Origin of the sequence: Nocardia sp. NBC_01730 (genome assembly GCF_035920445.1) — a bacterium.
In the GTDB taxonomy this organism is placed as follows: domain Bacteria; phylum Actinomycetota; class Actinomycetes; order Mycobacteriales; family Mycobacteriaceae; genus Nocardia.
Genome location: NZ_CP109162.1, coordinates 6,431,665 through 6,456,477 on the forward strand (window position 1 = coordinate 6,431,665; position 24,813 = coordinate 6,456,477).

The 24,813-nt window shown below is 68.3% G+C and carries 26 protein-coding genes and 1 pseudogene; 11 read left to right on the plus strand and 16 right to left on the minus strand.

What is annotated here, in order from left to right; all coding sequences use genetic code 11:
- Positions 1-50 precede the first annotated feature (50 nt).
- Together OHB12_RS27025 and OHB12_RS27030 are read right to left on the minus strand one after the other, a co-directional pair.
- Positions 51-770: a response regulator transcription factor gene (locus tag OHB12_RS27025; protein ID WP_327111893.1), complete on the minus strand. Its 720-nt coding sequence runs from the start codon at positions 768-770 to the stop codon at positions 51-53.
- Between the two features lie 43 nt (positions 771-813).
- Complete coding sequence (locus tag OHB12_RS27030; RefSeq protein ID WP_327111895.1) at positions 814-2,211, minus strand: sensor histidine kinase; 1,398 nt, start codon at positions 2,209-2,211, stop codon at positions 814-816.
- 209 nt (positions 2,212-2,420) lie between these two features.
- Here OHB12_RS27030 and OHB12_RS27035 point away from each other — a divergent pair, with 209 nt between their 5' ends.
- Positions 2,421-2,861, plus strand: coding sequence for an OsmC family peroxiredoxin (locus tag OHB12_RS27035; protein WP_327111897.1), 441 nt, complete (start codon positions 2,421-2,423; stop codon positions 2,859-2,861).
- Positions 2,862-2,934: 73 nt separating this feature from the next.
- Here the strand turns inward: OHB12_RS27035 and OHB12_RS27040 are convergent, their stop codons facing one another.
- From OHB12_RS27040 to mhuD, 4 genes are all read right to left on the minus strand, one after another.
- Complete coding sequence (locus OHB12_RS27040; RefSeq protein WP_327111899.1) at positions 2,935-3,414, minus strand: hypothetical protein; 480 nt, start codon at positions 3,412-3,414, stop codon at positions 2,935-2,937.
- Between the two features lie 36 nt (positions 3,415-3,450).
- A complete protein-coding gene (locus OHB12_RS27045; protein WP_327111901.1) occupies positions 3,451-4,233 on the minus strand; it encodes a CbtA family protein in 783 nt (260 codons plus the stop codon).
- Positions 4,224-4,418 (minus strand): CbtB domain-containing protein, encoded by a 195-nt coding sequence (locus OHB12_RS27050; RefSeq protein ID WP_327111904.1) that lies wholly within the window; start codon positions 4,416-4,418, stop codon positions 4,224-4,226. The genes OHB12_RS27045 and OHB12_RS27050 overlap by 10 nt, the downstream gene beginning before the upstream one ends.
- A 264-nt stretch (positions 4,419-4,682) precedes the next feature.
- Positions 4,683-4,997: a mycobilin-forming heme oxygenase MhuD gene (mhuD, locus tag OHB12_RS27055; protein WP_327111905.1), complete on the minus strand. Its 315-nt coding sequence runs from the start codon at positions 4,995-4,997 to the stop codon at positions 4,683-4,685.
- Positions 4,998-5,056: 59 nt separating this feature from the next.
- On the opposite strand from mhuD, the gene OHB12_RS27060 reads away from it, so the two are divergent.
- Complete coding sequence (locus OHB12_RS27060; protein WP_327111907.1) at positions 5,057-5,803, plus strand: alpha/beta fold hydrolase; 747 nt, start codon at positions 5,057-5,059, stop codon at positions 5,801-5,803.
- A 95-nt stretch (positions 5,804-5,898) separates the two neighbouring features.
- Here the strand turns inward: OHB12_RS27060 and OHB12_RS27065 are convergent, their stop codons facing one another.
- Entirely contained in the window at positions 5,899-6,804 is a 906-nt protein-coding gene (locus OHB12_RS27065) for an A/G-specific adenine glycosylase (RefSeq protein WP_442799856.1), read from the minus strand.
- A gap of 90 nt (positions 6,805-6,894) precedes the next feature.
- Here OHB12_RS27065 and OHB12_RS27070 point away from each other — a divergent pair, with 90 nt between their 5' ends.
- Positions 6,895-7,518 (plus strand): carbonic anhydrase, encoded by a 624-nt coding sequence (locus OHB12_RS27070; RefSeq protein ID WP_327111909.1) that lies wholly within the window; start codon positions 6,895-6,897, stop codon positions 7,516-7,518.
- A gap of 123 nt (positions 7,519-7,641) precedes the next feature.
- The gene (locus tag OHB12_RS27075) at positions 7,642-8,316 is read left to right on the plus strand and encodes a hypothetical protein (RefSeq protein ID WP_327111911.1); all 675 of its coding nucleotides are present in this window, start codon (positions 7,642-7,644) and stop codon (positions 8,314-8,316) included.
- A gap of 51 nt (positions 8,317-8,367) precedes the next feature.
- Here OHB12_RS27075 and radA read toward each other — a convergent pair whose 3' ends face one another.
- Complete coding sequence (radA, locus tag OHB12_RS27080; protein ID WP_327111913.1) at positions 8,368-9,768, minus strand: DNA repair protein RadA; 1,401 nt, start codon at positions 9,766-9,768, stop codon at positions 8,368-8,370.
- A gap of 52 nt (positions 9,769-9,820) precedes the next feature.
- The gene (locus OHB12_RS27085) at positions 9,821-10,447 is read right to left on the minus strand and encodes a hypothetical protein (protein ID WP_327111915.1); all 627 of its coding nucleotides are present in this window, start codon (positions 10,445-10,447) and stop codon (positions 9,821-9,823) included.
- A 420-nt stretch (positions 10,448-10,867) separates the two neighbouring features.
- Here OHB12_RS27085 and carD point away from each other — a divergent pair, with 420 nt between their 5' ends.
- From carD to OHB12_RS27115, 6 genes are all read left to right on the plus strand, one after another.
- Positions 10,868-11,356, plus strand: coding sequence for an RNA polymerase-binding transcription factor CarD (gene carD, locus OHB12_RS27090; protein WP_011206964.1), 489 nt, complete (start codon positions 10,868-10,870; stop codon positions 11,354-11,356).
- Positions 11,357-11,358: 2 nt separating this feature from the next.
- Positions 11,359-12,084 carry a 2-C-methyl-D-erythritol 4-phosphate cytidylyltransferase gene (ispD, locus tag OHB12_RS27095; RefSeq protein ID WP_327111920.1) on the plus strand — a complete coding sequence of 242 codons (726 nt, stop codon included), beginning with the start codon at positions 11,359-11,361 and terminating at the stop codon, positions 12,082-12,084.
- Positions 12,085-12,086: 2 nt separating this feature from the next.
- Positions 12,087-12,554 carry a 2-C-methyl-D-erythritol 2,4-cyclodiphosphate synthase gene (ispF, locus tag OHB12_RS27100; RefSeq protein WP_327121528.1) on the plus strand — a complete coding sequence of 156 codons (468 nt, stop codon included), beginning with the start codon at positions 12,087-12,089 and terminating at the stop codon, positions 12,552-12,554.
- A 64-nt stretch (positions 12,555-12,618) separates the two neighbouring features.
- Positions 12,619-14,025, plus strand: a complete 1,407-nt coding sequence (gene cysS, locus OHB12_RS27105) for a cysteine--tRNA ligase (RefSeq protein ID WP_327111922.1) — start codon at positions 12,619-12,621, stop codon at positions 14,023-14,025.
- Positions 14,025-15,005 (plus strand): 23S rRNA (guanosine(2251)-2'-O)-methyltransferase RlmB, encoded by a 981-nt coding sequence (gene rlmB, locus OHB12_RS27110; RefSeq protein WP_327111924.1) that lies wholly within the window; start codon positions 14,025-14,027, stop codon positions 15,003-15,005. Before cysS ends, rlmB begins: the two co-directional genes overlap by 1 nt.
- Positions 15,006-15,343: 338 nt before the next feature.
- A complete protein-coding gene (locus tag OHB12_RS27115; protein WP_327111926.1) occupies positions 15,344-15,622 on the plus strand; it encodes a DUF4190 domain-containing protein in 279 nt (92 codons plus the stop codon).
- On the opposite strand, the gene OHB12_RS27120 is transcribed toward OHB12_RS27115, so the two are convergent.
- Positions 15,619-16,428 carry an enoyl-CoA hydratase/isomerase family protein gene (locus OHB12_RS27120; RefSeq protein ID WP_327111928.1) on the minus strand — a complete coding sequence of 270 codons (810 nt, stop codon included), beginning with the start codon at positions 16,426-16,428 and terminating at the stop codon, positions 15,619-15,621. The two genes, OHB12_RS27115 and OHB12_RS27120, sit on opposite strands and share 4 nt — an antisense overlap.
- A gap of 55 nt (positions 16,429-16,483) precedes the next feature.
- On the minus strand, positions 16,484-17,728 hold the full coding sequence (locus OHB12_RS27125) for an acyl-CoA dehydrogenase family protein (protein ID WP_327111930.1): 1,245 nt from the start codon (positions 17,726-17,728) through the stop codon (positions 16,484-16,486).
- 212 nt (positions 17,729-17,940) lie between these two features.
- Here OHB12_RS27125 and OHB12_RS27130 point away from each other — a divergent pair, with 212 nt between their 5' ends.
- The gene (locus OHB12_RS27130; protein WP_327111932.1) at positions 17,941-18,117 is read left to right on the plus strand and encodes a hypothetical protein; all 177 of its coding nucleotides are present in this window, start codon (positions 17,941-17,943) and stop codon (positions 18,115-18,117) included.
- Positions 18,118-18,133: 16 nt separating this feature from the next.
- Here the strand turns inward: OHB12_RS27130 and OHB12_RS27135 are convergent, their stop codons facing one another.
- The 5 genes and pseudogenes from OHB12_RS27135 to kstR form a co-directional block, all read right to left on the minus strand.
- Positions 18,134-18,961, minus strand: a complete 828-nt coding sequence (locus OHB12_RS27135; protein ID WP_442800140.1) for a metal ABC transporter permease — start codon at positions 18,959-18,961, stop codon at positions 18,134-18,136.
- 455 nt (positions 18,962-19,416) lie between these two features.
- Positions 19,417-20,259: pseudogene (locus tag OHB12_RS27140) on the minus strand (metal ABC transporter ATP-binding protein); the annotation flags it as partial.
- Positions 20,260-20,281: 22 nt separating this feature from the next.
- On the minus strand, positions 20,282-21,145 hold the full coding sequence (locus OHB12_RS27145; protein WP_327121530.1) for a metal ABC transporter solute-binding protein, Zn/Mn family: 864 nt from the start codon (positions 21,143-21,145) through the stop codon (positions 20,282-20,284).
- A gap of 178 nt (positions 21,146-21,323) precedes the next feature.
- A complete protein-coding gene (gene otsB / locus OHB12_RS27150; RefSeq protein WP_327111936.1) occupies positions 21,324-23,900 on the minus strand; it encodes a trehalose-phosphatase in 2,577 nt (858 codons plus the stop codon).
- 250 nt (positions 23,901-24,150) lie between these two features.
- On the minus strand, positions 24,151-24,801 hold the full coding sequence (kstR, locus tag OHB12_RS27155) for a cholesterol catabolism transcriptional regulator KstR (protein WP_327111938.1): 651 nt from the start codon (positions 24,799-24,801) through the stop codon (positions 24,151-24,153).
- Positions 24,802-24,813: the final 12 nt, after the last annotated feature.

Genomic DNA, 24,813 nt, shown 5'->3' on the forward strand with positions numbered 1-24,813 from the left:
TCGGCGCGCGATTGCCGGAATATTGCTAGCTGCACGCGTCCGCCCAGATCCTACTGCCACCCCGGCCGGACCAGCCCGGATTCGTAGGCCATCACCACCAGCTGGGTCCGGTCGCGGCCATCGAGCTTGGTGAGAATGCGGCTGACGTGGGTGCGCGCGGTGGCCGGGCTCATGCGGAGGCGTTCGCCGATCTCCGCGTTGGTCAGGCCTTCGGCGACCAGAGTCATCACCTCGCGCTCGCGGTCGGTGAGTTCGGACAGGCTGGCCCGCGGCGGCGTCTTCGCGCGCGCGGAGAATTCCGCGATCAGCCTGCGGGTGACGCCGGGGGACAAGAGGGCGTCGCCCGCCGCCGCCACGCGGACCGCGCGCACCAGATCGGCCGGTTCGGTGTGCTTGACCAGGAACCCCGTCGCGCCGGAGCGCATCGCCTCGAAGACGTATTCGTCGAGTTCGAAGGTGGTCAGCACGACCACACGCACGTCGGCCAGCCTGGGGTCCTCGGCGATCATGCGGGTGGCGGCCAGGCCGTCCAGGATCGGCATGCGGATGTCCATCAGCACCACGTCCGGTCGGAGGCTGCGGGTCAGCCGCACGGCCTGTTCGCCGTTGTCCGCCTCGCCGGCCACCTCGATGCCGTCCTGCGCGTCCAGCAGCGCGACGAAACCGCCGCGCACCAGTGCCTGGTCGTCAGCCACCAGTACTCGGATGCTCGCCGTGGCTCCGGACTGCCCAGCCGTGGCTTCCAGCCGCGCGCTCTCATGGTCGTGCATCGAAGCCTCCTCTGCCATCGGCCGGTCGGTTCGCCGGTGAACCCTATTGCTTGCCTGAACCACCGGAGGCGCTCGGCTGCCCAGCGGTGGTGTGCTTCGTGGGGTCGCTCGGCGCTGTTGTGCCTGACTCCATCGCACGCGCAGGCAGCCGGGCAGCGACCCGGAATCCGCCGCTGGGGCGCGGGCCTGCTGTGAGCGCGCCGCCGAGTGCGTGCGCCCGCTCCCGCATGCCGATGATGCCATTGCCCCCGCTCGTGCCGGACCGCGACGGTGTACCCATCGGCCGGGTGTTGTCGACGGTGATGTCGACCGAGTCCGTGGCGTAGCGCACGGTCACCGTGGCGTCGGCGCCCGGAGCGTGCCGCAGCACATTGGTCAGCGACTCCTGGATGATCCGTGCCGCCGCCACATCGATGACGCTGGGCAGCTGCTGCGGGGTGCCGAGCACCCGGGTGTCGACCGTTCGTCCGGTCGCGCGAGCGCGCTGGAGCAGCTCGTCCAGGTCACCGATGCTCGGCGCGGGAGCGCGCGGTGCCCGTGCCGGTTCGGCGGTTTTGTCGGCCTGTTCGGGGCGGCCGTTGCCGATCGAGCCCTGTTCGCTCGCAGGCGAATTACGTCCATGGTGCTCGGGCCCCCGCCGGTTCCGGCGGCGGAGCGGGCCCTCGTCGGCGGCGGCCTCAAGCTCAGGCGGGGTGACCGTGTTACCGGGGCGAATCGTCTGCAGCAGGGCGTGTACCTCGGCGAGTGCGTCGCGGCTCGCGGTCTTGATCGCGGCCAGCGCCGACTCCGCCTGTTCCGGTTTCTTGTCGAGCAACTCCAGCGCCACCGAGGACTGCACATTGATCAGCGAAAGGCTGTGCGCCAGAACGTCGTGCAGCTCGCGCGCGATGGCTAAGCGCTCCTCGCTGGCCCGCCGTTCCCGCTGCGCCTCCTCATCCCTGCGTGCGGCCTCGGCCCGCTGCCTGCGCGCGACGAGCACCGCCTTACGCTGCCGAATCCCTTCGGCCACCGAGAGCAGCACGGCCAGCCATGCCATCAGCGCGAATATCTGCCACATATCGGCCTGCCTGCCGAGTAGCGCGGGAAGCGGCCAGACCAGGGCCAGGTAGCCGAGTGGGACGAGCGGGTAGGTCCACCACCGGGATTCGATGCTCGCTGCGGTGAGGAAGGCGATGATCAGCGAGACGAAGATCGGCCCGTACCCGTAGCCACGCAAGAAGTACGCCAGGCACGCGGTGAGGGCGACGACCAATACCGGCATCGGCTGCGCCCGCCGCCAGATCAGCGCCACCGGTCCGGCGAGCAGCAGCAGGTAACCGAGAACATCGAGGGAGTGCACCCCCGTCTGACGTATGTTCGCGAACGTGCCCCCGACCAGCTGAATCGCGGCTACGACAAGCGCGACCCCCCTGTCCCGGCCGACCGAGCTCCGATCCGTCATTCCTGCCACCCGCACCCACGTAGCCTATGCGGCTTGGCGATGATTCGACGTCCGCCTCGGAACGTATTTCGCGGATATCGGCTCACGATGGCAGAGCGGGTGCGGTCCGGTCGGCGGGGCAGCGCGATCCGCGCACCGCTGCGCCGGGCCGGGCCGATCGGAGTAGGTTCTAGCTGAATCGTCAAACGATCATCGGCGAAAGGACCGTGATGCCCACACGTACCGCGCGTACTGCTTGGACCGGCACTCTGCAGGAGGGTTCGGGACAGGTCGAGCTGGCCAGTTCAGGGGTCGGCAAGTACGACGTATCGTTCCCCAAGCGTTCCGCGGAGGAAGCCGACGGCACGACCAGCCCGGAGGAACTGATCGCGGCCGCGCACTCCTCCTGCTACGCGATGGCCCTTTCGGCGCAGATCGGCAACGCGGGTGGCACCCCGGAGAGCCTGGACGTCACTGCCGACGTCACCCTCGGACCGGACCCGGCGGGCGGCTTCCGGATCACCGGGATCAAGCTGACCGTCCGCGGTCGCGTCGCCGGCATCGGCGCCGATGCCTTCCAGGCCGCCGCTGAGGCCGCCAAGGCCGGCTGCCCCGTCAGCAAGGCCCTCGCTGGCGTCGACCACATCACCCTCGACGCGGCGCTGGCGTAGTTCGCAGCGCGGCTTGGTTCTTCGCACATTTTGTGTACAGGGTGTGCGGGGAGCCATGCGGTGGTGCGATGGTTCACCTTTTCCGGAAGTAGCGGCGTGCGGGGCGGGTGTGGAGGGCCGGGATAGCGACAAGTACGGCCGCTACGTGTACTGCCCGGAAAGCGCCGAGTAGGAACGATGCGGGTGTGAGGTCGATGAACACGTCGCCGAGTTCCTTCGCGGACAGCGCCGCGGCCAGCGGTTCGATGATCAGCGAGAGCAGGCCGAGCATGCCGATGCCCACGGTGAGCAGGAGGCGGGCCCAGCGGTCGCCATGCGTCATCCGAATGGCGAGGGCCAGAACCAGCAGGTAGATCGCCATGCGCAGGCCGAACCCGGTAGTCAGGCCCGCGGTGTCGGCTTCGTCGCGGGCGAGAGCAGGCGTGACTCGCCCGATTGCCTCTGCGACTCCCGCCAGCAAGGCGACGGCGAGCCCGACGAACGCGACGCGGACAGCGCGGGGTGGGGTGGCGGTCGGCCGTGCGGGCCGAACGGAGAAGACAGTGCCGGTCATGAGAACCGACACTGCCTTGCGAATTCCGGACGCGGATCAGCCCGCGGTAGGGATCGTGTCTCGTACCGCGGTATCGGTTCGCGTAGCGAATTCGGTGAGGGCCGCGAACCCGAGGGCCAGGCAGGCCCACAGCGTGGCTGTCTCGGCCAGCGACGCCACCCGGAACTGCCACAGCAGGGTGGCAGGGAAGTCCGCGCTCACCTCGTTCACGCCGGGCAGCAGGATGTAGCCGAGCGCCGTCACGAGGACGAACGCGGCAATGCCCCCGATCAGCCGGAACGTGGACAGTTGCGCGCGCAACACCTTGAACACGGACACCGCTGCCCCGACGGCCACGATGCCGAGCAGCACCGCCGCCAGCCAGAGCAGGGTGCGTTCGTTGATGGTGTCCGGATCGCCCACCGCCGGTGGGTTGGCCGGGTATTTGAAGAACGGCACCGCGACGATGGCGGCCCAACCGCCGACACCGAGCGCCAGCGCGAGCCTCGACCCGGACAGCGCGGTGTAGCGACGCGCGACATGCGCGACCGAGGCGTAGATGGCGCCGAGCGCGAGCCCGGCCAGCCCGAGCGCGAGGAACTGTCCGGCCTTCTGTCCGCTGCGGCTCACCAGGGGCTCTTCCTCGTCACCGTGCGAATGTCCGCCCGCCGGTTCGGCATGCGTGTGCTCGGCGGCCGAGCCGGCTTCTTCGATGGCGATCGCGGCGTCGATCTTGGGCTCGCCTACAACATAACCGACTGTCGCGGCCAGCAGACCGGCCACGAGCCCGGCCAGCAGGCCACGAAGCAACAGGGTCCGAAGCGAACCGATCAGTGGCACGGAAGCCCCAGCAGGTGGCGTCCATCGTGCATCAGCTCGTGCAGGTACATCCCGCTGCGCGAGATGACGCCCTGGTCGAAACCGACCAGGTATAGCGTGAGCAGTGCGAGAAGAACGACACCAACCGTGACGAGCACGGTGGCCAGGGAGTCGGTTGCCTGGCTGGGTGAATGCGCGATGGCCATTCGAGTCCTCCTTGGGATACGCGTCCCGTTGGGTGGTGACGCGATGGTGCCGGTGTCTGGCTTTCCGGCACCGGGGGCCCGGCGCATGGAACACAGTGGCGCGACCGCTCCGGAATCACACCGGAATTACCGCATCACCCTCGCGTTTGTCCTTCGAACTGTGACACTCGGAGGTACCCGGCGTCAATAGAATCGGCACGGCGGTACCACGCCGTCGGGAGTTCGCCGGGCAGGGCGAACCTGCCCGGCGGTAGGGCATTCGGGTCAGTTCGAAGACTTCGCGGTCACGTCGAGCACGACCTCGAACTCCAGCAGCGAGGCGCCCGTCGAGACCGGCTTCTGGCGCTCGCCCGCGTGCGCCTCGCGCGCGGGTCCGTCCCGCCATGCCGCGAAGGATTCCTCCGAATCCCACTGGGTGACAACGAAATATCGGTTGTCCCCAGCGACTGGGCGCAGCAGCTGGAACCCGAGGAAACCGGGTGACCCCTCGACCGCGTGCGCACGGTGGGCGAACCGCTTCTCCAGCTCGGGGCCCGCGCCCTCGGGAACCTCGATCGCGTTGATCTTCACAACAGCCATGTGATCCAAGCTAGCCGCTGCCGCCGAGCGGTTGCTCGGTGCCTCGTATTGTCGAACCGATGTTGCATGACGAAGGCGGAGCAGGCGTGCCGATCCTGCTGCTACACGGGCTGATGGGCAGCGCGCGGACCTGGCGTGACCAGCTGGACTGGCTGCGGGAATACGGCCACGTCTACACCTTCGACGCCGCAGGGCACGGCAGGCCCGCGCTCGAGGAACTGACCACCGAGGCCTTCGTGGCGGACCTAGCCGCGAGCACCGCCGAGATCACCGATCCGATGGTGCTGATCGGGCATTCGATGGGCGCGCTGCACGGCTGGGTGTTCGCCGCGACGTACCCCGAGCGGGTGCGGGCCCTGGTGGTCGAGGACATCGCACCGGATTTCACCGGCCGCACCGCCGCGAACTGGGCCGCGATGATCGAAGCATGGCCGCAACCATTTCCCGACGCCGATGCGGTGTTGTCGTTTTTCGGGCCGGTTGCCGGGCGGTATTTCCTGAATTCGTTCGAGCACGGGCCGGACGGATACCGACTGCACGGCTCGGTCGCCACCTTCCGCGATATCTCCGAGGAGTGGGGGACTCGCGACTTCTGGGAGCAATGGCGCGCTGTCCGGGTCCCCGCCCTGTTGCTCGAGGGCGAGAACACCATCACTCCACCGGGACAGATGCGGCGAATGGCCGCCGCTCATCCGGACGCCGACTACGTGGTGGTCCCGGACGCAGGACATCTGGTGCACGACGACCAGCCAGGGCGCTACCGAACGGAGGTCGAGCGCTTCCTGCGTCGCGTACTCGGTGGCTAGCTATGACCTCGACCGGACTCGGTCGAGTCCGTGCCGGTCAGGCGTGCTGCCGGAGTGTGCTCGAACCGTCGGGGGTCGGTCCGGTCGAACTCGGCTCAGGCGATTCCAACGCCGGGCCCACCCTCGCCCGCGAGCGCGAAAAGCCCATCGGCTGTCTGTTCGATCAGGCCGTCGACCAGCAGGGAATCCAGCGCTCGGTCGCGCTGGCCCGGGTTACGGGTCCAGGCTAGATCGAGGCGCACGCGCTCGACCGGTCCGCTGGCGTCCCGCAGGACGTCCAGCAGGCGACCCCGTGCCTGACGGTCGGTGCCCTCGTACTTCTGGGTGCGGCGTACGACATCGGTCACTGGTCGGCCCGCGACGACCCAGGCACAGCGTGGCAGCGGGCAACGCGAGCAATCGGGGGTGCGCGCGGTGCACACGGTCGCGCCGAGTTCCATCAGGGCCGCGGAGAACACGGCGGCGCGGTCGATCTGTCGCGGCAGCAGCGCTTCGGTCTCGGGCAGGTCGCGCGAGGACGGGTTGCCCGCTTCAGCGCGTCCGTGTACGGCCCTGGCAACCACCCTCCGGACATTGGTGTCGACCACAGGAACCCGTTGGCCGTAGGCGAAGCACGCGACGGCACGGGCCGTGTACGCGCCGATCCCGGGCAGGCCGAGCAGGACGTCCACATCGGCGGGCACCGCGTCGTCGTGCTCGGCCGCGAGCGCCCGCGAGCACTCGTGCAGCCGCAGCGCCCGGCGCGGATACCCGAGCTTGCCCCAGGCCCGCAGCACCTCGGCCGATGATGACGCGGCCATCGCCGAGGGAACCGGCCAGCGCGCCACCCACTCTCGCCAGATCGGTTCAACGCGCACCACCGGGGTTTGCTGCAGCATGATCTCGCTCATCAGGATCTGCCACGCGGTGACGCCGGGCCTACGCCACGGCAGGTCGCGCGCCGTCTCCCGGTACCAGTCCAGCAACGTGTCCGCATCGATCTCGTTCCGCACTGCCCTCACTGTTCCTGTCCTACTGCCGCCGGTCGCTATTTGCCGACTCGTAACCAAACGAACTCGCTGGTAACACGAGTCACGTGCACAATGGTCGGTATGCCTGATTCCAACCCGATCAGCGCCTGGAAGTCCCTGCGAGAGGGCAACGAGCGCTTCGTCAACGACGCGCTGCTGCATCCTAGCCAGGGCGCTGCCGACCGGGCCAAACTCGTCACCGGCCAGCACCCGCACGCGATTCTGTTCGGTTGCGGTGACTCCAGGGTCGCCGCCGAGCTGATCTTCGACCAGGGTCTCGGTGACATGTTCGTGGTGCGTACCGCGGGCCATGTGGTCGACAGCTCGGTGCTCGGTTCGATCGAGTACGGGGTGCAGGTGCTCAACGTGCCGCTGATCGTAGTGCTCGGGCACGACAGCTGCGGCGCGGTGAAGGCGACCATCGATGCGCTCGACGGCGGCGAGGTTCCCGGCGGTTTCATCCGCAGCGTAGTCGAGCGGGTCACGCCGTCCATTCTGGTCGGACGGCGCGAGGGCCTGTCCACCGTCGACGAGATCGAAGCCAGACATGTGGTGGAGACCAGTCGCCTGCTCATGCAGCGGTCGATGATCATCTCGCAGCGAGTCGCGACCGGTGAGTGCGCGATCGCTTGCGTGACGTACAAGCTCGCCGAGGGCAAGGTGAAACTACACCGTGTCGTCGGCAACATCGGCGAGGTGGTCTGACCAGGGCGCGCTCGGAGTTTTCCCAGCGTGCGGGCCGTAATTCACCCGCAACGAACACGAGCGCAGGGCCGACACGCCGTGCGCATGAGGCGCTGCACCTGAACATGCCCTTACCGTTGAGTCGTGCTGGAACCGAATGGACCGCTGCCACCGGAGATCTACTGGCGTCGACGCGCATTCGCCATCGGAATTCTGGTCGTCGCGCTGGCGCTGATGATCTGGCTCGTGCTCGCGGTCGTGCGCGGCGGTGACTCGCCCGGCGATGCGAAAGCCGCCGCGACGAGCTCGTCGGTGGAGAAGCCCGCCGTCGCTCCGACGGCCAAGCCCGCGGGCACCGGTGAGTCCGGCGCGCCCAAGTCACCCTCCGGCAGCGCCGCGGCCACCCCGAGCGGGGTATCGGCCGCTGGCCAGTGCCAGGACCAGTCGCTCGCGATCAAGGTGACGGTCGAACAGCCCACCTACAAGACCGGCGAGCAACCGGTGTTCGGGATCGTGATCACCAACATCTCGTCGGTGCCGTGCACCCGCGACATGGGCTCCGGCCTGCAGCAGGTTTCGGTATACACGCTCGACGGCCAGCGGCGGCTGTGGTCGAGCACGGACTGCTACCCGGACGGCCAGCCCGATATCCGCACGCTGAATCGGGGCGAGCAGGCGGCGTTTACGGTGACCTGGTCGGGCTCCACCTCGCAGCCCAGCTGCGCGGGCGAACGTGTCCAGGTGCCGTCGGGCGCGTACAGCGTTGTGGCGCAACTGGGTTCGGTGCGCAGCGCGGCAGAGCCGTTCAACATCGCCTGAGAGGTGTGTTGGTTCAAGCGGTGGTGCGAGGCGCCGCAAAACCAGCACCGCTCAGCCGGCTGCTTCCTCCGGTGCCGCGCGCAGTTTGCGCAGGCCCGTGATGCGAAGAGCGGAGCGGAGGTCGGTGACCTCGTGGATCTTCATGGTGCCGCTCTGCACGGGCGCCAGGCCGGGCGGTACCAGGGCGGTCGTGAAGCCGAGGCGCTCGGCCTCGGCCAGTCTGCGGGCCACGCCGGTCACTTTGCGGACCTCGCCCGCGAGGCCGACCTCGCCGAGAATCACCCAGCCCGCGGGGATAGAGACGTCGGATTCGGCGCTGGCGATGGCCAGCGCGATGGCCAGGTCGGCGGCAGGCTCCAGCAGCCGCATGCCGCCGACCGTCGCGGCGTAGACGTCGCTCTTGCCGAGAAACACCCTGCCGCGGCTCTGCAGGACGGCCAAGACCATGGCGACCCGGTTGTAGTCCAGCCCGCTCACCGCCCGGCGGGGCTGCGGGATCTCGGTCTTCACGGTCAAGCCCTGTACCTCGCCGACGAGCGGTCGCTTGCCGTCCATCGCGACGGTCACCGCGGTGCCAGGCACCGGATCGGTCCGGTGGTGCAGGAAAAGGCCGGAAGGGTCGTCGACGCAGGCGATGCCGTCCTCGTGCAGCTCGAAGCAGCCCACCTCGTCAGCGCTGCCGAAACGGTTCTTGATGCCGCGCACCATCCGCAGCGTGGAGTTCTTGTCGCCCTCGAACTGCAGCACCACGTCGACCAGGTGCTCGAGCGTGCGCGGGCCCGCTACGTTGCCGTCCTTGGTGACGTGCCCGACCAGCAGCACCGCGATCCCGCTCGCCTTGGCCAGCGAGGTCAGCGCGGCGGTCACCGCGCGAACCTGCGTGACGCCGCCGATCACGCCGTCCGCGTCCGGAACGAGCATGGTCTGCACCGAGTCGACCACGAGCAGCGTTGGGCGCACCTGCTCGACGTGTCCGAGTACGATCGACAGATCCGACTCCGCCGCGAGGTAGACCCTGTCGTGCACCGCGCCGGTGCGATCGGCCCGCAGCCGGACCTGGCCCGCGGACTCCTCGGCGGTGACATACAGCGATTTCTCGTCGCGCTGGGTCACCCAGCGGTGCGCCACCTCGAGCAACAGCGTCGATTTGCCCACTCCCGGCTCGCCGGACAGCAGCACCACCGAACCTGGTACGACGCCACCGCCGAGTACCCGGTCGAGTTCGCTCACCCCGGTCGGCCTGGCCTTCGTTATCTGCGAGTCGATCGCCGAGATCGGGGCCGCCGCGGTGCTCGGCAGCATCGCCTTACGACCAGGGGCGCCAACAGCGCCTGCCGCGACGACCACCTCGTCGACAGTGCCCCAGGCACCGCACTCCGGGCACTTTCCTACCCATTTGGCAACTTCATGGGAGCACGCGGAACACCGAAAGATCGGCTTGGTCTTTGCCACACGCGCACCTTACGGTGTTCGATCGGCAGCGCCTGCGGCGCTGCCGATTGACTCAGTGCTCCGATTCGGCCGGGCCGGACTTGTCGGACTCGTGCCGCTCGGTGTCCGTGCCCGCGTCGACCGGGACCTGCACCTGGACGGTGCCGTTCTGCTTGAAGTTGAACGAGACGTTGTAGGTCAGGCCGGGGGTGATGTCCTTGGTCAGTCCGGTGATCTCGATCAAGATCGGGTTCGCCTCGGGGTCGTCGGCCGCCGGCCGGGAGCCGTGGTCGCCTTGCCTGGGGGCGGCGACCACGGTCTGCTGCGGGGCGAGCTCGACGGCGGACTTGCCCGCGGCCGGGGTGATCTTCACGGTGCCGAGGTCGGTGGTGATGCTGGCGAGCTGGTCCGTGACGGATTCGCCGTTGTTGACGATGGACAGGGCGATGGCCGCCTTGCCGCCCTTGGCGTTGGTGTACCCGCCGCCCTCGGCCGGGTACACGATGTGCACGTTCCGCAGTGCGATGCGGCCGACATCCGCGTGGTTGCCGTTCACGGCGGCAACCTGGCTCGCGGTCTGCGCGATCTGACCCGCGCCGCAGCCGGACAGCGCGATCGCCGCTCCGGCGGCGAGTGCGGCAACCGTCACCATGCGACGTCGCGCCCCCTTCGGGGCGGTCACAGCGTTCAGGGCAGTCACGGGTTGTCCCTCCATGTCGACCGGGCTCGGCTCCGCGGGGGGAGCGTAGTAACTAGGGAGCGTAGTAGTTCCCTTCCCGGCCCGGGCGTGGGGGCTGTGCTAACTTGCCCCCGGCCGCCGCGCGAACTCTCCGGAATGCCGGGCTTGTGGACTCCCGGACGGTGTGGTCGTCCCGACACCCCCGCGTCGGGTAACAGTTCGGTCGAGCTTCGGAGATTGCGGAGAAAGTGCCATGTCGCCGGAGCGGGCCGAGACGGCGATCAAACTAGGAGATAACTCGTTCCGGCACAACGTAATGCACACCGTCCAGCTTCTGTCAAGCCGAGCGGTTGCTTCGTTGTGGCCCCTGACCTGCACAGTTGATCGCGCCGTTATCGAGTCGCATGTTAAACTGTGAACATCGAAAGGGGCACGGGACACATGATTTTTAAGGTCGGAGACACCGTCGTTTACCCCCACCACGGAGCGGCGCTGATCGAAGCAATCGAGACTCGCACCATCAAGGGTGAGCAAAAAGAGTATCTGGTCCTGAAGGTCGCCCAAGGCGATCTCACTGTTCGGGTTCCCGCTGAGAACGCCGAATATGTCGGCGTCCGCGACGTCGTGGGCCAAGAGGGTCTCGATCGGGTCTTCCAGGTGCTGCGCGCGCCACATACGGAGGAGCCGACCAACTGGTCCCGCCGCTACAAGGCCAACCTGGAGAAGCTCGCCTCCGGCGATGTGAACAAGGTGGCCGAGGTCGTTCGCGATCTGTGGCGCCGGGAGCAGGACCGCGGCCTGTCCGCAGGCGAGAAGCGCATGCTCGCCAAGGCTCGTCAGATTCTCGTCGGTGAACTCGCCCTGGCCGAGGGTACCGACGACGGTAAGGCCGAGACGCTGCTCGACGAGGTTCTCGCAGCGGCTTCCTGACCGTGAATACGCCTGACAACGGTGTCCGTCCCAGCGACGGGCCAGTTGTTGCTTTGGTGCCTGCCGCCGGTCGTGGCGTGCGTCTGGGTGAGTCCATACCCAAGGCGTTCGTCACGGTCGGCGGCACACCTATGGTCCGGCTCGCCGTCGAAGGCTTGATCGCCTCCGGCGCGGTCGACCGGATCATCGTGATGGTTTCCACCGAACTCGTCGATAGCGCCGTTGCCCTGCTGCCGCCCTCGGATTCGGTACACGTGGTCGTCGGCGGCGCCGAGCGCATCGATTCGGTGCGGGCGGGCATAGCCGCCGCGCCCGACGCCGCCTATTTCCTCGTTCACGACGCCGCCCGCGCCCTCACCCCACCCGCGCTGGTCGCCAGGGTGGCTGCGGAGCTGCGTGCCGGCCATCGGGCGGTGGTTCCCGGACTCCCGGTCGCCGACACCATCAAGTCCGTCGACGCGGTGGGCACCGTGACCGGCACCCCGGACCGCGCGCAGCTGCGCGCCATCCAGACGCCGCAGGGTTTCGCGGCCGATCTGCTGCGCTCCGCATACGTGACGGAAGGGATTCCGGCGACGGATGACGCGGGGCTGGTCGAAAAGCTCGGCATCCAGGTCCGCACGATCCCCGGCGACCCGCTGGCATTCAAGATCACCACTCCGCTTGATCTTCTGCTCGCCAACGCGGTGCTGGACGGCGCGAGTATCGGCCGGGCGGTGGCACCGTGAACATGCGTGTCGGCATCGGCAGCGATGTCCACCCCGTTGAGACCGGCCGCCCCTGCTGGATGGCGGGTCTGCTGTTCGACGGAGACGACGGCTGCGCGGGCCATTCCGACGGCGACGTCGCGACACACGCCCTCTGCGACGCTTTGCTGTCCGCGGCCGGTCTCGGTGACGTCGGTGCGGTGTTCGGCACCGGTCGCCCGGAATGGGAAGGTGTGTCCGGCGCGGCCATGCTGAAGGAAGTGCGCAGGCTGCTCGGCGAAGCGGGCTTCGACGTCGTCAACGCGGCGGTCCAGGTGATCGGCAACCGGCCCAAGATCGGGCCTCGTCGCGCCGAGGCACAGCAGGTGCTCGGCGAACTACTCGGCGCACCGGTTTCGGTGTCCGGCACCACCACCGACGGTCTCGGGCTGACCGGTCGCGGCGAGGGGATTGCCGCGGTGGCGACCGCCCTGCTGCAATCCTGTCGTTGATCCAGCTTCCGTGGACCAGAGCCGGTCCGTGAACGCCCCTATATACCAGCTAGGATCAACTGCCGTGACGCTGCGCCTCTTTGACACCGACACGCGGACCATGCGCGATTTCGCGCCCTTGGTCCCCGGCCGTGCTTCGGTGTACCTCTGTGGCGCCACCGTGCAGGGTGCGCCGCACATCGGCCATGTGCGCAGCGGTGTCGCGTTCGACGTCCTTCGGCGCTGGCTGCTCGCGCACGACTACGACGTCTGGTTCATCCGCAACGTCACCGACATCGATGACAAGATCCTGACCAAAGCCGCAGAGGCGGATCGGCCGTGGTGGGAGTGGGCCGCCACGCATGAGCGCGCCTTCGACCGCGCCTACGATCTGCTCGGCGTGCTCCCGCCGTCCGCGGAGCCGCGGGCCACCGGGCACATCACTCAGATGGTCGGCCTGATGCAGCGGCTGATCGATCGCGGTCACGCCTACGCCTCGTCGGGCAACGTCTACTTCGACGTGGTCAGCTACCCGGACTACGGAAAGCTGTCCGGCCACAAGCTCGACGACGTGCACCAGGGCGAGAGCGCGGGCGAGGGCAAGCGCGACCCGCGCGACTTCACACTGTGGAAGGCCGCCAAGCCGGGCGAGCCGACTTGGCCGTCGCCCTGGGGCCCCGGGCGACCCGGCTGGCATCTGGAGTGCTCCGCGATGGCCGAGTTCTACCTCGGGCCGGAGTTCGACATTCATTGCGGCGGTATAGATCTGGTGTTCCCGCACCACGAGAACGAGATCGCCCAATCGAAGGCCGCGGGCGACGGCTTCGCCAGGTACTGGCTGCACAACGGCTGGGTGACCTTGGGCGGGGAGAAAATGGCCAAGACGCTGGGCAACGTGCTCTCGGTGCCGAATGTGCTCGAAAAGGTTCGCGCTGTCGAACTCCGGTTCTACCTGGGTAGCGCGCACTACCGCTCGATGCTGGAGTACTCGGACAAGGCGCTGAACGATGCCGCGCAGTCCTATCAGCGCGTCGAGGCCTTCGTGAACCGTGTCGTGGACCGGGCGGGCGAGCTCCCGGTGGGTAAGTGGACCGACGCGTTCGCCGCGGCCATCGATGACGACCTCGCGGTGCCGAAAGCACTCGCAGAGATCCACCGCGTGGTGCACGAGGGCAACAGGGCGCTGGAGGCGGGCGCGATCGACTCGGCTCGTGACCTGGCGAGCCAGGTGCGTGCCATGCTCGGCATCCTCGGCGTGGACCCACTCGATCCGCACTGGTACATTCCGGGCGACTCCTCGGCCGCGCTCGGCGCTCTCGACGTGCTGGTGCACGCGGAGCTCGACCGTCGCCAGCGCGCGCGGGCCGCGAAGGATTGGGCGAGCGCCGATGCCGCTCGCGATCGCCTGCAGGTCGCGGGCATCGAGGTCACCGACACCGCCAACGGCCCAGAATGGGCGCTCGGCGCACCGCAATCTGGAAAGGCCAACTGATGGCAGGCAATTCGCAGCGCCGAGGTGCGGTTCGCAAGGGCGGGACCAAGAAGGGGGCCGTGGTCGGCTCCGGCGGCAAGCGCAGGCGGGGACTGGAGGGTCGTGGCGCGACTCCACCCGCCGAAAAGCGCACCAAGCATCCGGCCGCCAAGCGTGCGGCCGCCAAGACCAAGGCAACGCAGGGCCGTGCGGCCACGCGTGGCGGTACCACGTCGCGTCCCGCGGGTCGCAAGAACGACGACGGCCCGGAGTTGGTGCTCGGGCGTAACCCGGTGGTCGAGTGCCTGCGCGCGGGCGTGCCCGCGACCGCTCTGTACGTCGCGGTCGGCACCGAGAACGACGACCGGCTGACCGAGAGCGTGCGACTCGCCGCCGACAAAGGCATCTCCATTCTGGAAGTTCCGCGCACCGACCTGGATCGGTTGAGCGCCAACGGAATGCATCAGGGCGTCGCGCTGCAGGTGCCGCCGTACCGTTACGCCCATCCGGACGATCTGCTCGCCAAGGTCCGCGATTCGGGCGGCCCGGCGCTACTCGTCGCGCTGGACAACATTTCCGATCCGCGCAACCTCGGCGCCGTGATCCGCTCCGTGGCGGCTTTCGGCGGCCAGGGTGTGCTGATCCCGCAGCGGCGCAGCGCGAGCGTCACCGCGGTAGCCTGGCGTACCAGCGCAGGCGCCGCGGCGCGGCTCCCGGTCGCCCGAGCGACGAATCTGACTCGCACGCTGAAGGATTGGGCGGACAAGGGGATCCAGATCGTCGGCCTGGACGCGGGCGGCGACACGACGCTGGATGAGTTCGATGGCCGCGAGCCCACCGTCGTCGTGGTTGGTTCGGAGGGCAAGGGTCTGTCCCGCCTGGTCCGGGAGACCTGCGACGCGGTCATCGGAATTCCGATGGCCGGCCCGGTCGAATCGCTGAACGCCTCGGTCGCTGCGGGCGTCGTACTCTCCGAAATCGCCCGCCAGCGCCGAATTTGATCGCGGGCTCGCCCGCCTCTCCGGGGCTTTAGGCCGTACGAGTTGGGTGACATGGGATTGCGCTCAGGTCTTGCGTCTGGTGCCACTCGAGTTCTGGGCGTACCCGGTGAGTTACCCGTGTACTTGCGAAATCAGTTGTTATGCATCGTTGTTCAGTTAGACCAGGGAGGCACTTGGGGGTGAAGTACGCGCGCCGGCAGGCAGCGGAGAGAGCTTGTCAGGTACGTCCAGAACTGAAGGCGCACCGAAACGCAGGACCTGAACGCAAATCCCGCATCACACCAACTCGTACGGCCTAACGACCCGGAGAGGCGGAACAGCCCAGTAGAATTCGGTTGGTGGTGATACCGAACCAGCCCATCGGGCAGACGATCGAGCATCCGAACGCGACGGCGGTGTTGTTCCTTGGCGCGGCGAGTGTCCTCTGCTGCGGTGTGCTGGGACCGGTGGCGTGGGCGCTGGGTAAGCGGGCGCTCGATCAGATCGAGGAGTCCGGCGGCGCGTACGGTGGCCGCGCCCAGGTGCTGGTCGGCTATATCCTCGGCATGATCGGCACCGTCTTGATGATCGTCTTCGCTGTGTTGTTCCTGCTGATCCTGATGCGCGGCAACGCCTAGTCCAAACTGGGACGTTCCCGTTCGCCCTCGACCTCCCAGGCGGGCCACTCCGAGCTGACGCTGCCGGTCCAATTGGGCTGTCTTCGATCCTTGAACGCCGCCATGGCCTCACCGCCGTCGATGCTCTTGGCTACGTGCTGGTTGAGGTCGTGTTCCAGGTGGCCGACCATGGTGGAGCTCATCCCGATTCCCTCCCACAGCAGCCGCTTGGACAGCGCCACCGGTAGCGGCGCCGAACCGTTGACGATGTCGTGCGCGACGGCCAGCGCCGTCGGGAGCACCTCGCCCGCGGGCAGGCAACTGTTGGCGATCCCCATCGCCTTCGCCTCGTCGCCGTCGAAGGTGCGGCCGGTCAGCATGATGTCGGCCGCGTTGGCCATGCCGATCAGGCGAGGTAGCGTCCAGTGCGCGTAACCGTCGGCCATGACGCCGCGACGGACCTGGTTGAGCCCATACACCGCGTCGTGCGCCATGTATCGCAGGTCGCATTGCAGGGCGAGGGCGAGCCCGATGCCGACCGCATGCCCGTTCACCGCCGCGATCACCGGTTTGCGCACCCTCCACGGCGGCGGGTCCAGGGTCGCGCTGACCTCCCCGACCCGGTTGGACAGGTCGGCGCCTGCGCAGAACGCGGGCGGTGTGCCGGTGATGATCACGGCACGAATGGCGTCTTCCACATCACAGCGCTGCAGCGCGGCACTCAGTTCGGCGGCCATCGTCGGGGTGAAGGCGTTCTGCTGAGCTGGCCGGTTGAGCGTGAGCACGGCGATGCCTGCGGAGACATCGACATGCAGTTCCGAACTCATGCCACAGCATGTTAGCCGACTGGGGCCACCCTGACCTCGGGCCGAAAAACCTCTGCTACCCGCGCAGGACCTTGCGTCCGATGGCGTACTTGTGCACCTCGGTGGGCCCGTCGTAGAGCCGGAACGCGCGCATGTCCCGGAAGATCATCTCGACCACCGTCTCGTCGCTGATGCCGATGCCGCCGAGCACCTGTACGCACCGGTCGGCGACCTTGAACAGTTCCTCGGAGACGAACGCTTTGGCGATCGAGCTCTCGTGCCGCGCCTTCGCGCCGTTGTCCATCAGCCAGCACGCATGCCAGATGGTGAGCCTGCACTGGTGCAGCGCGATCTCGTTGTCGGCCAGCATGAACGACACGCCCTCGTGCTCGCCGATCGGCTTGCCGAACGCGGTGCGGGTGCGCGCATGCTCGACCGCGATGCTCTGTGCCCGCTCGGCCGCGCCGAGCCAGCGCATGCAGTGGGTCAGCCGGGCGGGGGCGAGCCGCAGCTGGGCGTAGCGCAGCGCCTGGCCGGCCTCGCCGAGCAGCGCCTCCTTGGGCAGGACCAGGTTCTCGAAGCGGACCACCCCGTGCCCGGCGACGTAGTTGCGGTCCATCGTGTTCATCGTGCGTTCGATGACGATGCCCTGTCTGGTGCGGCGTTCGCGGCTCCCTCCGTGGCTACCCGAGCTACCGCCTCCGGGCCCGTCGCTCCCGCCGGGCTGGTCGCCGTCGGTGAGGAACAAGGTGGGGCCCTCTGGCAGGTGCGGGTTGGCCGCGAGCCGGGCCATGATGATCCAGGTCTTCGCGCCGTTCGCGCCGGTGATCAGCCACTTGCGGCCGTTGATGGTGAAGTTCGTGCCGTCGAAGGTCGCCTCGGTGGCCAGCTGGGCGGGGTCGGAGCCCGCGCCGTCCGGCTCGGTCATCGCGAAAACCGAGCGCTGGTGGCCGCCGACCATCGGCGCCAGATAACGCTGCACCTGCCCCGGGTCGGCGACCTTGGACAGCAGGAACATGTTGCCCTCGTCGGGCGCCGCGCAGTTCATCGCGATCGGGCCGAGAGTGGACCAGCCCGCCGCCTCGTAGATCACCGCCTGCTCGATGTGGGTCAGCCCGCGTCCGCCGAGCGACCGGGGCGCCTGCACGGTGAGCAGCTGCGCGGCGCGGGCGAGTTCGACCAGTTCCTGCCGCAGCTCGTCGGTTGGGCCGTGCGAGGTCAGGCGGGGGTCCCGCTCGTACGGAACGATCTCGTCGATGACGAACTGGCGGACGCGGTCGCGTTCGGCGGCGAGTTCGGCGGGAATCGCGAAATCGATCATCGTTGGTCACCATTCGTTCGGGGGCGCGATGGGTCGAGCATACGAAACCGTTCCGAAAAAACTGAAGGCGGCTGCCGTCAGCAAGCTTTGTGCGCGTGGGAGGCGGCTGAGCTGCGCCGATCTCGCTGGCGTCCGGTATCAGCGCCGGGGCATCGTTGCAGTTATCGAGAACGAAGGCGCACAGCCCAGCACACCGAACGAGGAGAATCTCAATGATGACCGTCGCCGCTGTCGCTCAACTGTTGATCGCGCTCGCCTCCGTCAGGATCCCCGCGGTGCGGCACTACTACGGAGCGGCCGCCAAAGCCGCCGCCGAGTCGGAGCTGGTCCGTCAGGGCGCGCGTCCGACCATCCTCGAGGAGAACAGGATGCGTTTCGACGCGGTCTGAAGACGCGAGTGGCGGATCAGCCAACCTGGCGGCGCCGGGTGCCGACCACCCGGCAGCAGAGGTAGATCAGGAACGAGATCGTGGTGACGAATGTCGAGACCGGAACACCCGGGGCCAGCGACAGCAGAATGCCGCCGACCGCGGCGATCTCGGCGAACACCACCGCGAGCACGGTTGCCCGGATCGGATTCGCGGTGAGTTGCGCGGCGGCGGCGGCCGGGGTGATCAGCAGCGCGAGCACGAGCAGCGCCCCGACGATCTGCACCCCGAAGGCCGCTGTGATGCCGAGCAGCACGGCGAACACGATGGACAGCGCCCGCACCGGAACCCCGCGCGCCACCGCCACCTCCGGATCGGAGCTGGCGAACAGCAGCGGGCGGTAGACGAACGCGAGTACCGCGAGCACGCCCGCGGTACAGGTGGCGAGCAGACCGAGGCCGTTGTTGCCGACGCTGACCACCTGCCCGGTCAGCAGCGAGAATTTCGACCCCGCGCGGTCGGGACCGAGCCAGAGGAACAGCACCGAGAGCCCGAGCCCGAACGAGAGCACCACCGCGATCACCGAATCACGTTCCCGCGCACGAGTTCCCAGCAGACCGAAGAGTACGGCCGCGATCACCGAGCCCACGATGGCGCCGAGGCCGACCCCGATTCCGGCCAGCAGCGCGGCGGCCGCGCCGGTCAGTGACAGCTCGCTGATGCCGTGCACGGCGAATGACATCTGCCTGCTGACAATCAGCGGGCCGATTACGCCGGACAGCAGCCCGAGCAGCGCCGCAGCCAGGACCGCCTGCTGCACGAAGTCGTAGGAGAGCAGGTTCGCGGTGGTGCCCAGGTCGAACATCTTCGTGACGACGCCGGAGAGCTTGTCGGTCACGGGCGCACTTCCCTGGCATCTTGATGGGCGGCGGACAGGTTCGCGCTCTCGCCGTCGGCGTGATCCTGGCGGTGGCTGTCGTCGTCGGCCTCACCGTGGCCATGGCTGTCGTCACCGCGCCCGTCGTCGTGACCGCGCCCGTGGCTGTCGCCGTTGTCGTCGGGACCGCGCCCGTGGCCGTGGCTGTCGCCGTTGGCGTCGCGGTCACCGCGCCCGTGGCCGTCGATCTGGCCGCGGCGGTCTACGTCGGTGTGGCCGGGGCCGTCGAGGTGGTTGTCGCTGTGTCCGTCGCCGGGGCCGAGGGTTGCCAGGTCTCCCGCGTCCCCGGCGGAAACGGGCGCCGCCGCGTCGCCGGACGGCCGCGCGACGTCCCGAGCGGAAATGCCGGGCGCGAATCCGTCACCCGCCGCGCCATGGCAGTGCCCGCCCGCCGCGCCGAGGGCGTCCATCGTATCGCCGGTCCCGACGACCACCAGTCGCCCGCGCACCCGCAGCACATCGACCTCGGTCCGATACAGCTCCGAGAGCACCTCCGAGGTCATCACCTCGTCCGGCGTCCCGATCCGGAACTTTCCGTCGACCAGGTACAGCACTCGATCCACCAGCGGCAGAATCGGATTGATCTCGTGTGTCACGAAAAGCACTGCGGTGTTGTGGGTGCGCCGCCGCCGATCGATCAACTCCGCGACCAGCCGCTGATTGGCCAGGTCCAGGCTCAGCAGCGGCTCGTCGCACAGCAGCACCTTCGGATCGCCGACCAGCGCCTGCGCCACGCGCAGCCGTTGCTGTTCGCCGCCGGACATGGATTCCAATGGCGCGTAGGCGAACCGTTCCGCGCCGACGTCGGCGATGGCCGATGCCACCTTGCGCTTGCGTTCGGCACGGGAGCGCAGCCCGAGCCCCCAGCGGTGCCCGTCGACGCCCAGCCCGACCAGGTCGACGCCGCGTAACTGCACGCCGGCATCGATCGTCTTCTGCTGCGGCACATAGCCGATGTCCGGATTGCCTTTCCGGGCGGGGGCGCCCGCGATCCGCGCCGTCCCCGCGCTGAGGTCGAGCTGGCCGAGCAGCACCTTCAGCAGCGAGGTCTTGCCCGACCCGTTCGGTCCGAGAACGGCGACGAATTCGCCTGCGGCGACGGTGAGATCCAGTTCCTGCCAGAGCGTGCGGTCACCGAACGACAATCGGGCGGCCTCCAGCCGGACGGCGGCCGAACCGCTTGCGAGGCGCGGTGGCCGCCGTTCCTTCCCAGTGTGCTCGGTCAGTGCCGCTCCCTTGGTCATCTTGTCAGCCCAGCGCGGCAGCGAGTGCCTGCGCGTTCTTGGTCTGCCACTGAATGTAATCCACACCGTCGGGCAGGGTTTCGGTTACTTCGACCACGGCGATGCCCGCGCTCTGCGCGCCGGCCCGCAGGTTTTTGGTGATCTTGTCCTGGGTCTGCACGTTGTAGACGAGCGCGCGCACCCGCTTGCCGGCGAGCAGGTCCTGGGTGGCCGCGACGGCCGCGGGCGCAGGGTCGGTCTCCTGCTCGATGGCCTCCTGGAACTCGTGCGGTGTCAGATCCTCGGCCGCGGCGGCGACCAATAGGTAGTGCGCGAGCGGTTCGGTCTGCAGCACCGGCGTTTTCGGGTGTTCGGCGGCGATCTTGCCGGTGATCGCGGTGATCGCGGCGAGTTGGTTCTCGAACGCGGCCGCGCGCTCGGCGTAGGCCGCGGCCTTGTCCGGGTTCAGCTCACCGAGCTGGGCGGCGATCCGGTCGGCGACCACGCCGACAGTTCGTACGTCATACCAGACGTGCTCGTTCTCGTCGCTCTTGTCGACCCGGGACTCGAACGCGTCGACGGTGCGCTTGTTCTTGCCCGCGACCGCCTTCTCGGCGAACTCGTCGTAACCGCCACCGTTGTAGACGACCAGGTCGGCGTCGCTGAGTTCGGCCGACTCCACGGCGGAGGTCTCGTGCGAGTGCGGATCGGCGTTCGGATCGGTGATCAGGGACCGGACTGTGGCGTCGGAGCCCGCGATGGCGGCGGCGATATCGCCCCAGACGTCGGTGGAGGCGATGACGGTCGGCCGGTCCGAGTCCTTCGAGCTGCCGCAGGCGGTGAGCGTCAAGGCGGCGGCAACCCCCACGGCGATGCCTGCATGTTTCATGGCGAATCGGGTTCTCACGCGGGGGTACTCCTGGCAGTGCTCTAGATCATAATGGAAATCGTTCCCGTTTAACTTTAGCAGCAGCCGTCGACGAGAACGACTCGGCGCGGACCTGAAGTCCGAACGCGAAGGGCCCGCGAACGATTCCTCGTTCGCGGGCCCAGAGTGGTTCGCGGCACTACACCATGGCTTTGGCTTCCGCCGGCTGTCCGAGCAGTTGCGCGCAACGCAGCAGGCCGAGGTGGCTGTAGGCCTGCGGGTGGTTGCCGAGCGACCGTTCGGCAACCGGGTCGTACTCCTCGCTGAGCAGTCCGGTCGGGCCCGCGACATCGACCAGTTGGGCGAACAGCGCCTCAGCGTCCGAGCGCTTCCCGATCAGCAGGTATGCCTCAACCAGCCAGGCCGCGCACAGGTGGAAGCCGCCTTCGCCGCCGGGCAGGCCGTCGTCGTGATGGTACCGGTACACGGTCGAGCCGCTGCGCAGCTCGGCCTCGGTCGCCACGACAGTCGCCGCGAAGCGCGGATCGGACGGATCGATCAGGCCGCTCAATCCGATGTGCAGAGTCGCAGCGTCCAGGTCGGTACCGTCGTACGCCGCTGTGTAGGACTGCACGTCCTCATTCCAGCCCTTGGCCTTCACCTCGTCGGCGATGGTGTCGCGCAGCGTCGTCCAGGCCGGGTCGATCTGGCGCTCGAACTTCCGGGCCAAGGTCAGCGCCCGGTCGACGGTCAGCCAGCCCATCACCTTCGAATACACGTGGTGGCGCGGGTTGCCGCGGATCTCCCAGATGCCGTGGTCGGGTTCCTGCCAGCGGCGCTGCACCGCGTGCACCATGGCCTGTACGAGTTCCCAGTCGGCGTCCGGCAGCGCGTGCGCCGGATCGATGATCCCCTTCAGCTCCCTGGCGTGCGCCAGGCTCGATATAAGGTCGACGATCGGGCCGAAGACGTCCAGCTGCACCTGCATGTTCGCCGCGTTGCCGACGCGCACCGGGCGCGAGCCCGCGTAGCCGGGCAGCTGGTCGATCGATGCCTCGGGCGGCAGCGTCTCGCCGTACAGCGTGTACAGCGGGTGCAGTCGCTCCGGGCCGGGCAGCGTCTCCAGCACGCGGTGCACCCAGCCGAGGAAGTCCTCGGCCTCGGTCAGTGAGCCGAGCGAGACCAGCGCCTGCGCGGTCAGCGACGCGTCGCGCAGCCAGCAGTAGCGGTAGTCCCAGTTGCGTACGCCGCCGATGTCCTCCGGCAGCGAGGTGGTTGCGGCCGCGAGGATCGAACCGGACGGCACGTGCACCAGGCCGCGCAGGGTCAGTGCGGAGCGCTTCATCAGATCGGGCTTCAGCGGCGGCAGCGCGAGTTGGGAGGCCCACTGTGCCCAGTAGTTCTCCGCCTGTCGCCGCCGCTCCGGCTCGCTGGTCATGGCCGGTGCGAAATCAACTGTGCCGCAGCGCAGTTCGAGCACGACCGGGCCCCGAGACGGGTCGACCACGGCCCGTGCGGACTCGTGCATCCCGTCGGAGACGATCTGCCACTGCACGCCGGGGGAGCGCAGCACGATCGGATCGTTGGTGCCGTGCACTCGCAGCCCGGTTTCCTGCGCCTCGAGGGTCACCGGCACCTGACCGAACTCCGGCCGCGGCGCGAACGTGACCACGGCTCTCGCGTCGCCGGTGATCACCCTGGTCAGGTCGGTGCGGGTCGCCGCGATGTCGTGCGGCAGATAGTCGACCACCTGCAGGCTGGCCCACCGTGTTTCGACGGTCATCGTGCCGTCGACATAACGCTGCGAGAGCGGAAGTCCCGGCCGCTCGGGCTCAATGGTGAAATGACCGGCCTGCGGGCCACCGAGCAGGTGTGCGAACACCGCGGCCGAATCCGGCTCAGGATGGCAGAACCAGGTGACCGTCGCGTCGGGGGTGAGCAGCGCGACCGAGCGCGGGCTGGCCAGCATGGTCAGCCGTTCGATGCGCGGCGCGCTCGCGCCGGCCAGCCAGGTGCGCCGCTCCTCGAGCAGGAAGGCCAGCGCCCAGGACACGGCCTCGGTGCTGTCCACCCGGAACCTGGCCACGCTCTCGCCGTCGCCGACCTTGATGCCGACGTCGGGACCGGACAGCACCCGGAACGCCTTCTCGTCGGTGACGTCGTCGCCGAAGAACACCGCTGCCGACGCGCCTGCCTGGTGCCGGACGGTGTCCAGCGCGGTGCCCTTGTCTGTCTGCACCACGGCCAGTTCGATGACGGACTTGCCCTCGGTCACCTGCACGCCGATCCAGCACGCCGGGCCCTGCCGGACCTGCGACAGCGCGCGATGTCCGATCTCGGGGCTCGCATTGCGCACATGCAAGGCGACGCTGGCCGGCTTTATCTCGACGGTGACGCCGGGATTCTCCGTGGCGACCCGGCTCAGTGCCGTCTGCACCTCTTGGAGCAGGTGCTTGGCGTCGTTGTCGATCGCGTGCACGAAGCCCACGTCGAACTCCGAGCCGTGGCTACCGATCAACTGCACCTCGACCGGAAGGCGGGACAATGCCGCGAGATCTCGCAGTGCACGGCCGGAGATGACGGCGGCGGTGGTCCCGGTCAAGCCGGCGAGTGCTCTTAATGCGCTCACCGATTCCCGATGGGGAAAGGCTTTGGTCGGGTCGGACACGATGGGCGCGAGCGTCCCGTCGTAATCCGATGCGACCAGCAGCCGCGGCGCGCGCGCGACCGTCGACAGTGCACGGCGAAATTCCAGTGGCAGATCCTGTGCGCTCACGCATCCAACCTAGTGATGGGAGGAGTTTTTTCATGGGGCGGCCAAAACAATACTGTGTTGAATTCGCCGCACAGAAGCGCGCTGGTAAGTGTGCCCACGGTAACGCTCGCATGGGAACCGAATCGCGAAGGTCTGCCCAGCTGACGGCTTCGGGGCCGGAGTGGGTGAGTTGCGTCGCACGCCTAGGACGATCGCCCGAGGCGCGGTGGCAGGGCTCTGGTTTGCTTAAGATTCGCTGACGGTCGCAGGCTTACTGGGTCCGGTTGCCGAGTAGGAGATCCACCGTCAGTTCCAGTCGTTCGGTGACGTCGGTGGCCGAGGCGCGCCTGGTCAGCCAGGCGACCAGATTCGACAGCCAGACATCGCTGATCACTCGCGCGATGGCCAGCTGGCGCTCGCTGGGCTCGCCATCGTTCATGGCGCGTGCGAAAACGCGGTCCATCACCTTGCCGACGCGGTCCACCTCGGCGGCGGCCGAGGCGTCGGCGAACATGAAAGCGCGGGTCATGGCCTCGGTGAGCAGCGGGTCGCGCTGCATCATTCTGGTGATCTGGGTGAGTAGCAGGTGCATGCGCTCACGCGGCGACTGTCCGGCAAGCGGCTTGCGCTTGCCTTCAATTTGCTCGAATTCTCGTGCCAGCGCGGAGACGAGCAAATGCACCTTCGATGGGAAATAGCGGTAGAGCGTGCCGACCGCGACATCGGCGCGCTCGGCCACCGCGCGCATCTGGACCGCGTCGTATCCGCCCTTGGAAGCCAGCGCCAGGGTCGCGTCCAGAATCCGCTTGCGCCGCTCGCGCTGCGCCGCCGAGCTCAGGTCGTCCTCGCTGAGCGTGGTGACGGTAGCGGTGGGCGGTGCCGCGCTCGGGTCGGCTGGCTGCGATCGGGAGGGACTGGCCATTGATGAGAGTCC

What these genes read in the sequence shown, in the direction of transcription:
- mhuD (WP_327111905.1), bottom strand. Translation starts at nt 4,997, where the DNA reads ATGGCTGTTGTGAAGATCAACGCGATCGAGGTTCCCGAGGGCGCGGGC.
- OHB12_RS27060 (WP_327111907.1), top strand. Translation starts at nt 5,057, where the DNA reads ATGTTGCATGACGAAGGCGGAGCAGGCGTGCCGATCCTGCTGCTACAC.
- OHB12_RS27035 (WP_327111897.1), top strand. Translation starts at nt 2,421, where the DNA reads ATGCCCACACGTACCGCGCGTACTGCTTGGACCGGCACTCTGCAGGAG.
- OHB12_RS27145 (WP_327121530.1), bottom strand. Translation starts at nt 21,145, where the DNA reads ATGAAACATGCAGGCATCGCCGTGGGGGTTGCCGCCGCCTTGACGCTC.
- OHB12_RS27120 (WP_327111928.1), bottom strand. Translation starts at nt 16,428, where the DNA reads ATGAGTTCGGAACTGCATGTCGATGTCTCCGCAGGCATCGCCGTGCTC.
- kstR (WP_327111938.1), bottom strand. Translation starts at nt 24,801, where the DNA reads ATGGCCAGTCCCTCCCGATCGCAGCCAGCCGACCCGAGCGCGGCACCG.
- OHB12_RS27030 (WP_327111895.1), bottom strand. Translation starts at nt 2,211, where the DNA reads ATGACGGATCGGAGCTCGGTCGGCCGGGACAGGGGGGTCGCGCTTGTC.
- OHB12_RS27130 (WP_327111932.1), top strand. Translation starts at nt 17,941, where the DNA reads ATGATGACCGTCGCCGCTGTCGCTCAACTGTTGATCGCGCTCGCCTCC.
- OHB12_RS27025 (WP_327111893.1), bottom strand. Translation starts at nt 770, where the DNA reads ATGCACGACCATGAGAGCGCGCGGCTGGAAGCCACGGCTGGGCAGTCC.
- OHB12_RS27050 (WP_327111904.1), bottom strand. Translation starts at nt 4,418, where the DNA reads ATGGCCATCGCGCATTCACCCAGCCAGGCAACCGACTCCCTGGCCACC.
- OHB12_RS27135 (WP_442800140.1), bottom strand. Translation starts at nt 18,961, where the DNA reads ATGTTCGACCTGGGCACCACCGCGAACCTGCTCTCCTACGACTTCGTG.
- OHB12_RS27070 (WP_327111909.1), top strand. Translation starts at nt 6,895, where the DNA reads ATGCCTGATTCCAACCCGATCAGCGCCTGGAAGTCCCTGCGAGAGGGC.
- ispF (WP_327121528.1), top strand. Translation starts at nt 12,087, where the DNA reads ATGCGTGTCGGCATCGGCAGCGATGTCCACCCCGTTGAGACCGGCCGC.
- rlmB (WP_327111924.1), top strand. Translation starts at nt 14,025, where the DNA reads ATGGCAGGCAATTCGCAGCGCCGAGGTGCGGTTCGCAAGGGCGGGACC.
- OHB12_RS27125 (WP_327111930.1), bottom strand. Translation starts at nt 17,728, where the DNA reads ATGATCGATTTCGCGATTCCCGCCGAACTCGCCGCCGAACGCGACCGC.
- OHB12_RS27040 (WP_327111899.1), bottom strand. Translation starts at nt 3,414, where the DNA reads ATGACCGGCACTGTCTTCTCCGTTCGGCCCGCACGGCCGACCGCCACC.
- carD (WP_011206964.1), top strand. Translation starts at nt 10,868, where the DNA reads ATGATTTTTAAGGTCGGAGACACCGTCGTTTACCCCCACCACGGAGCG.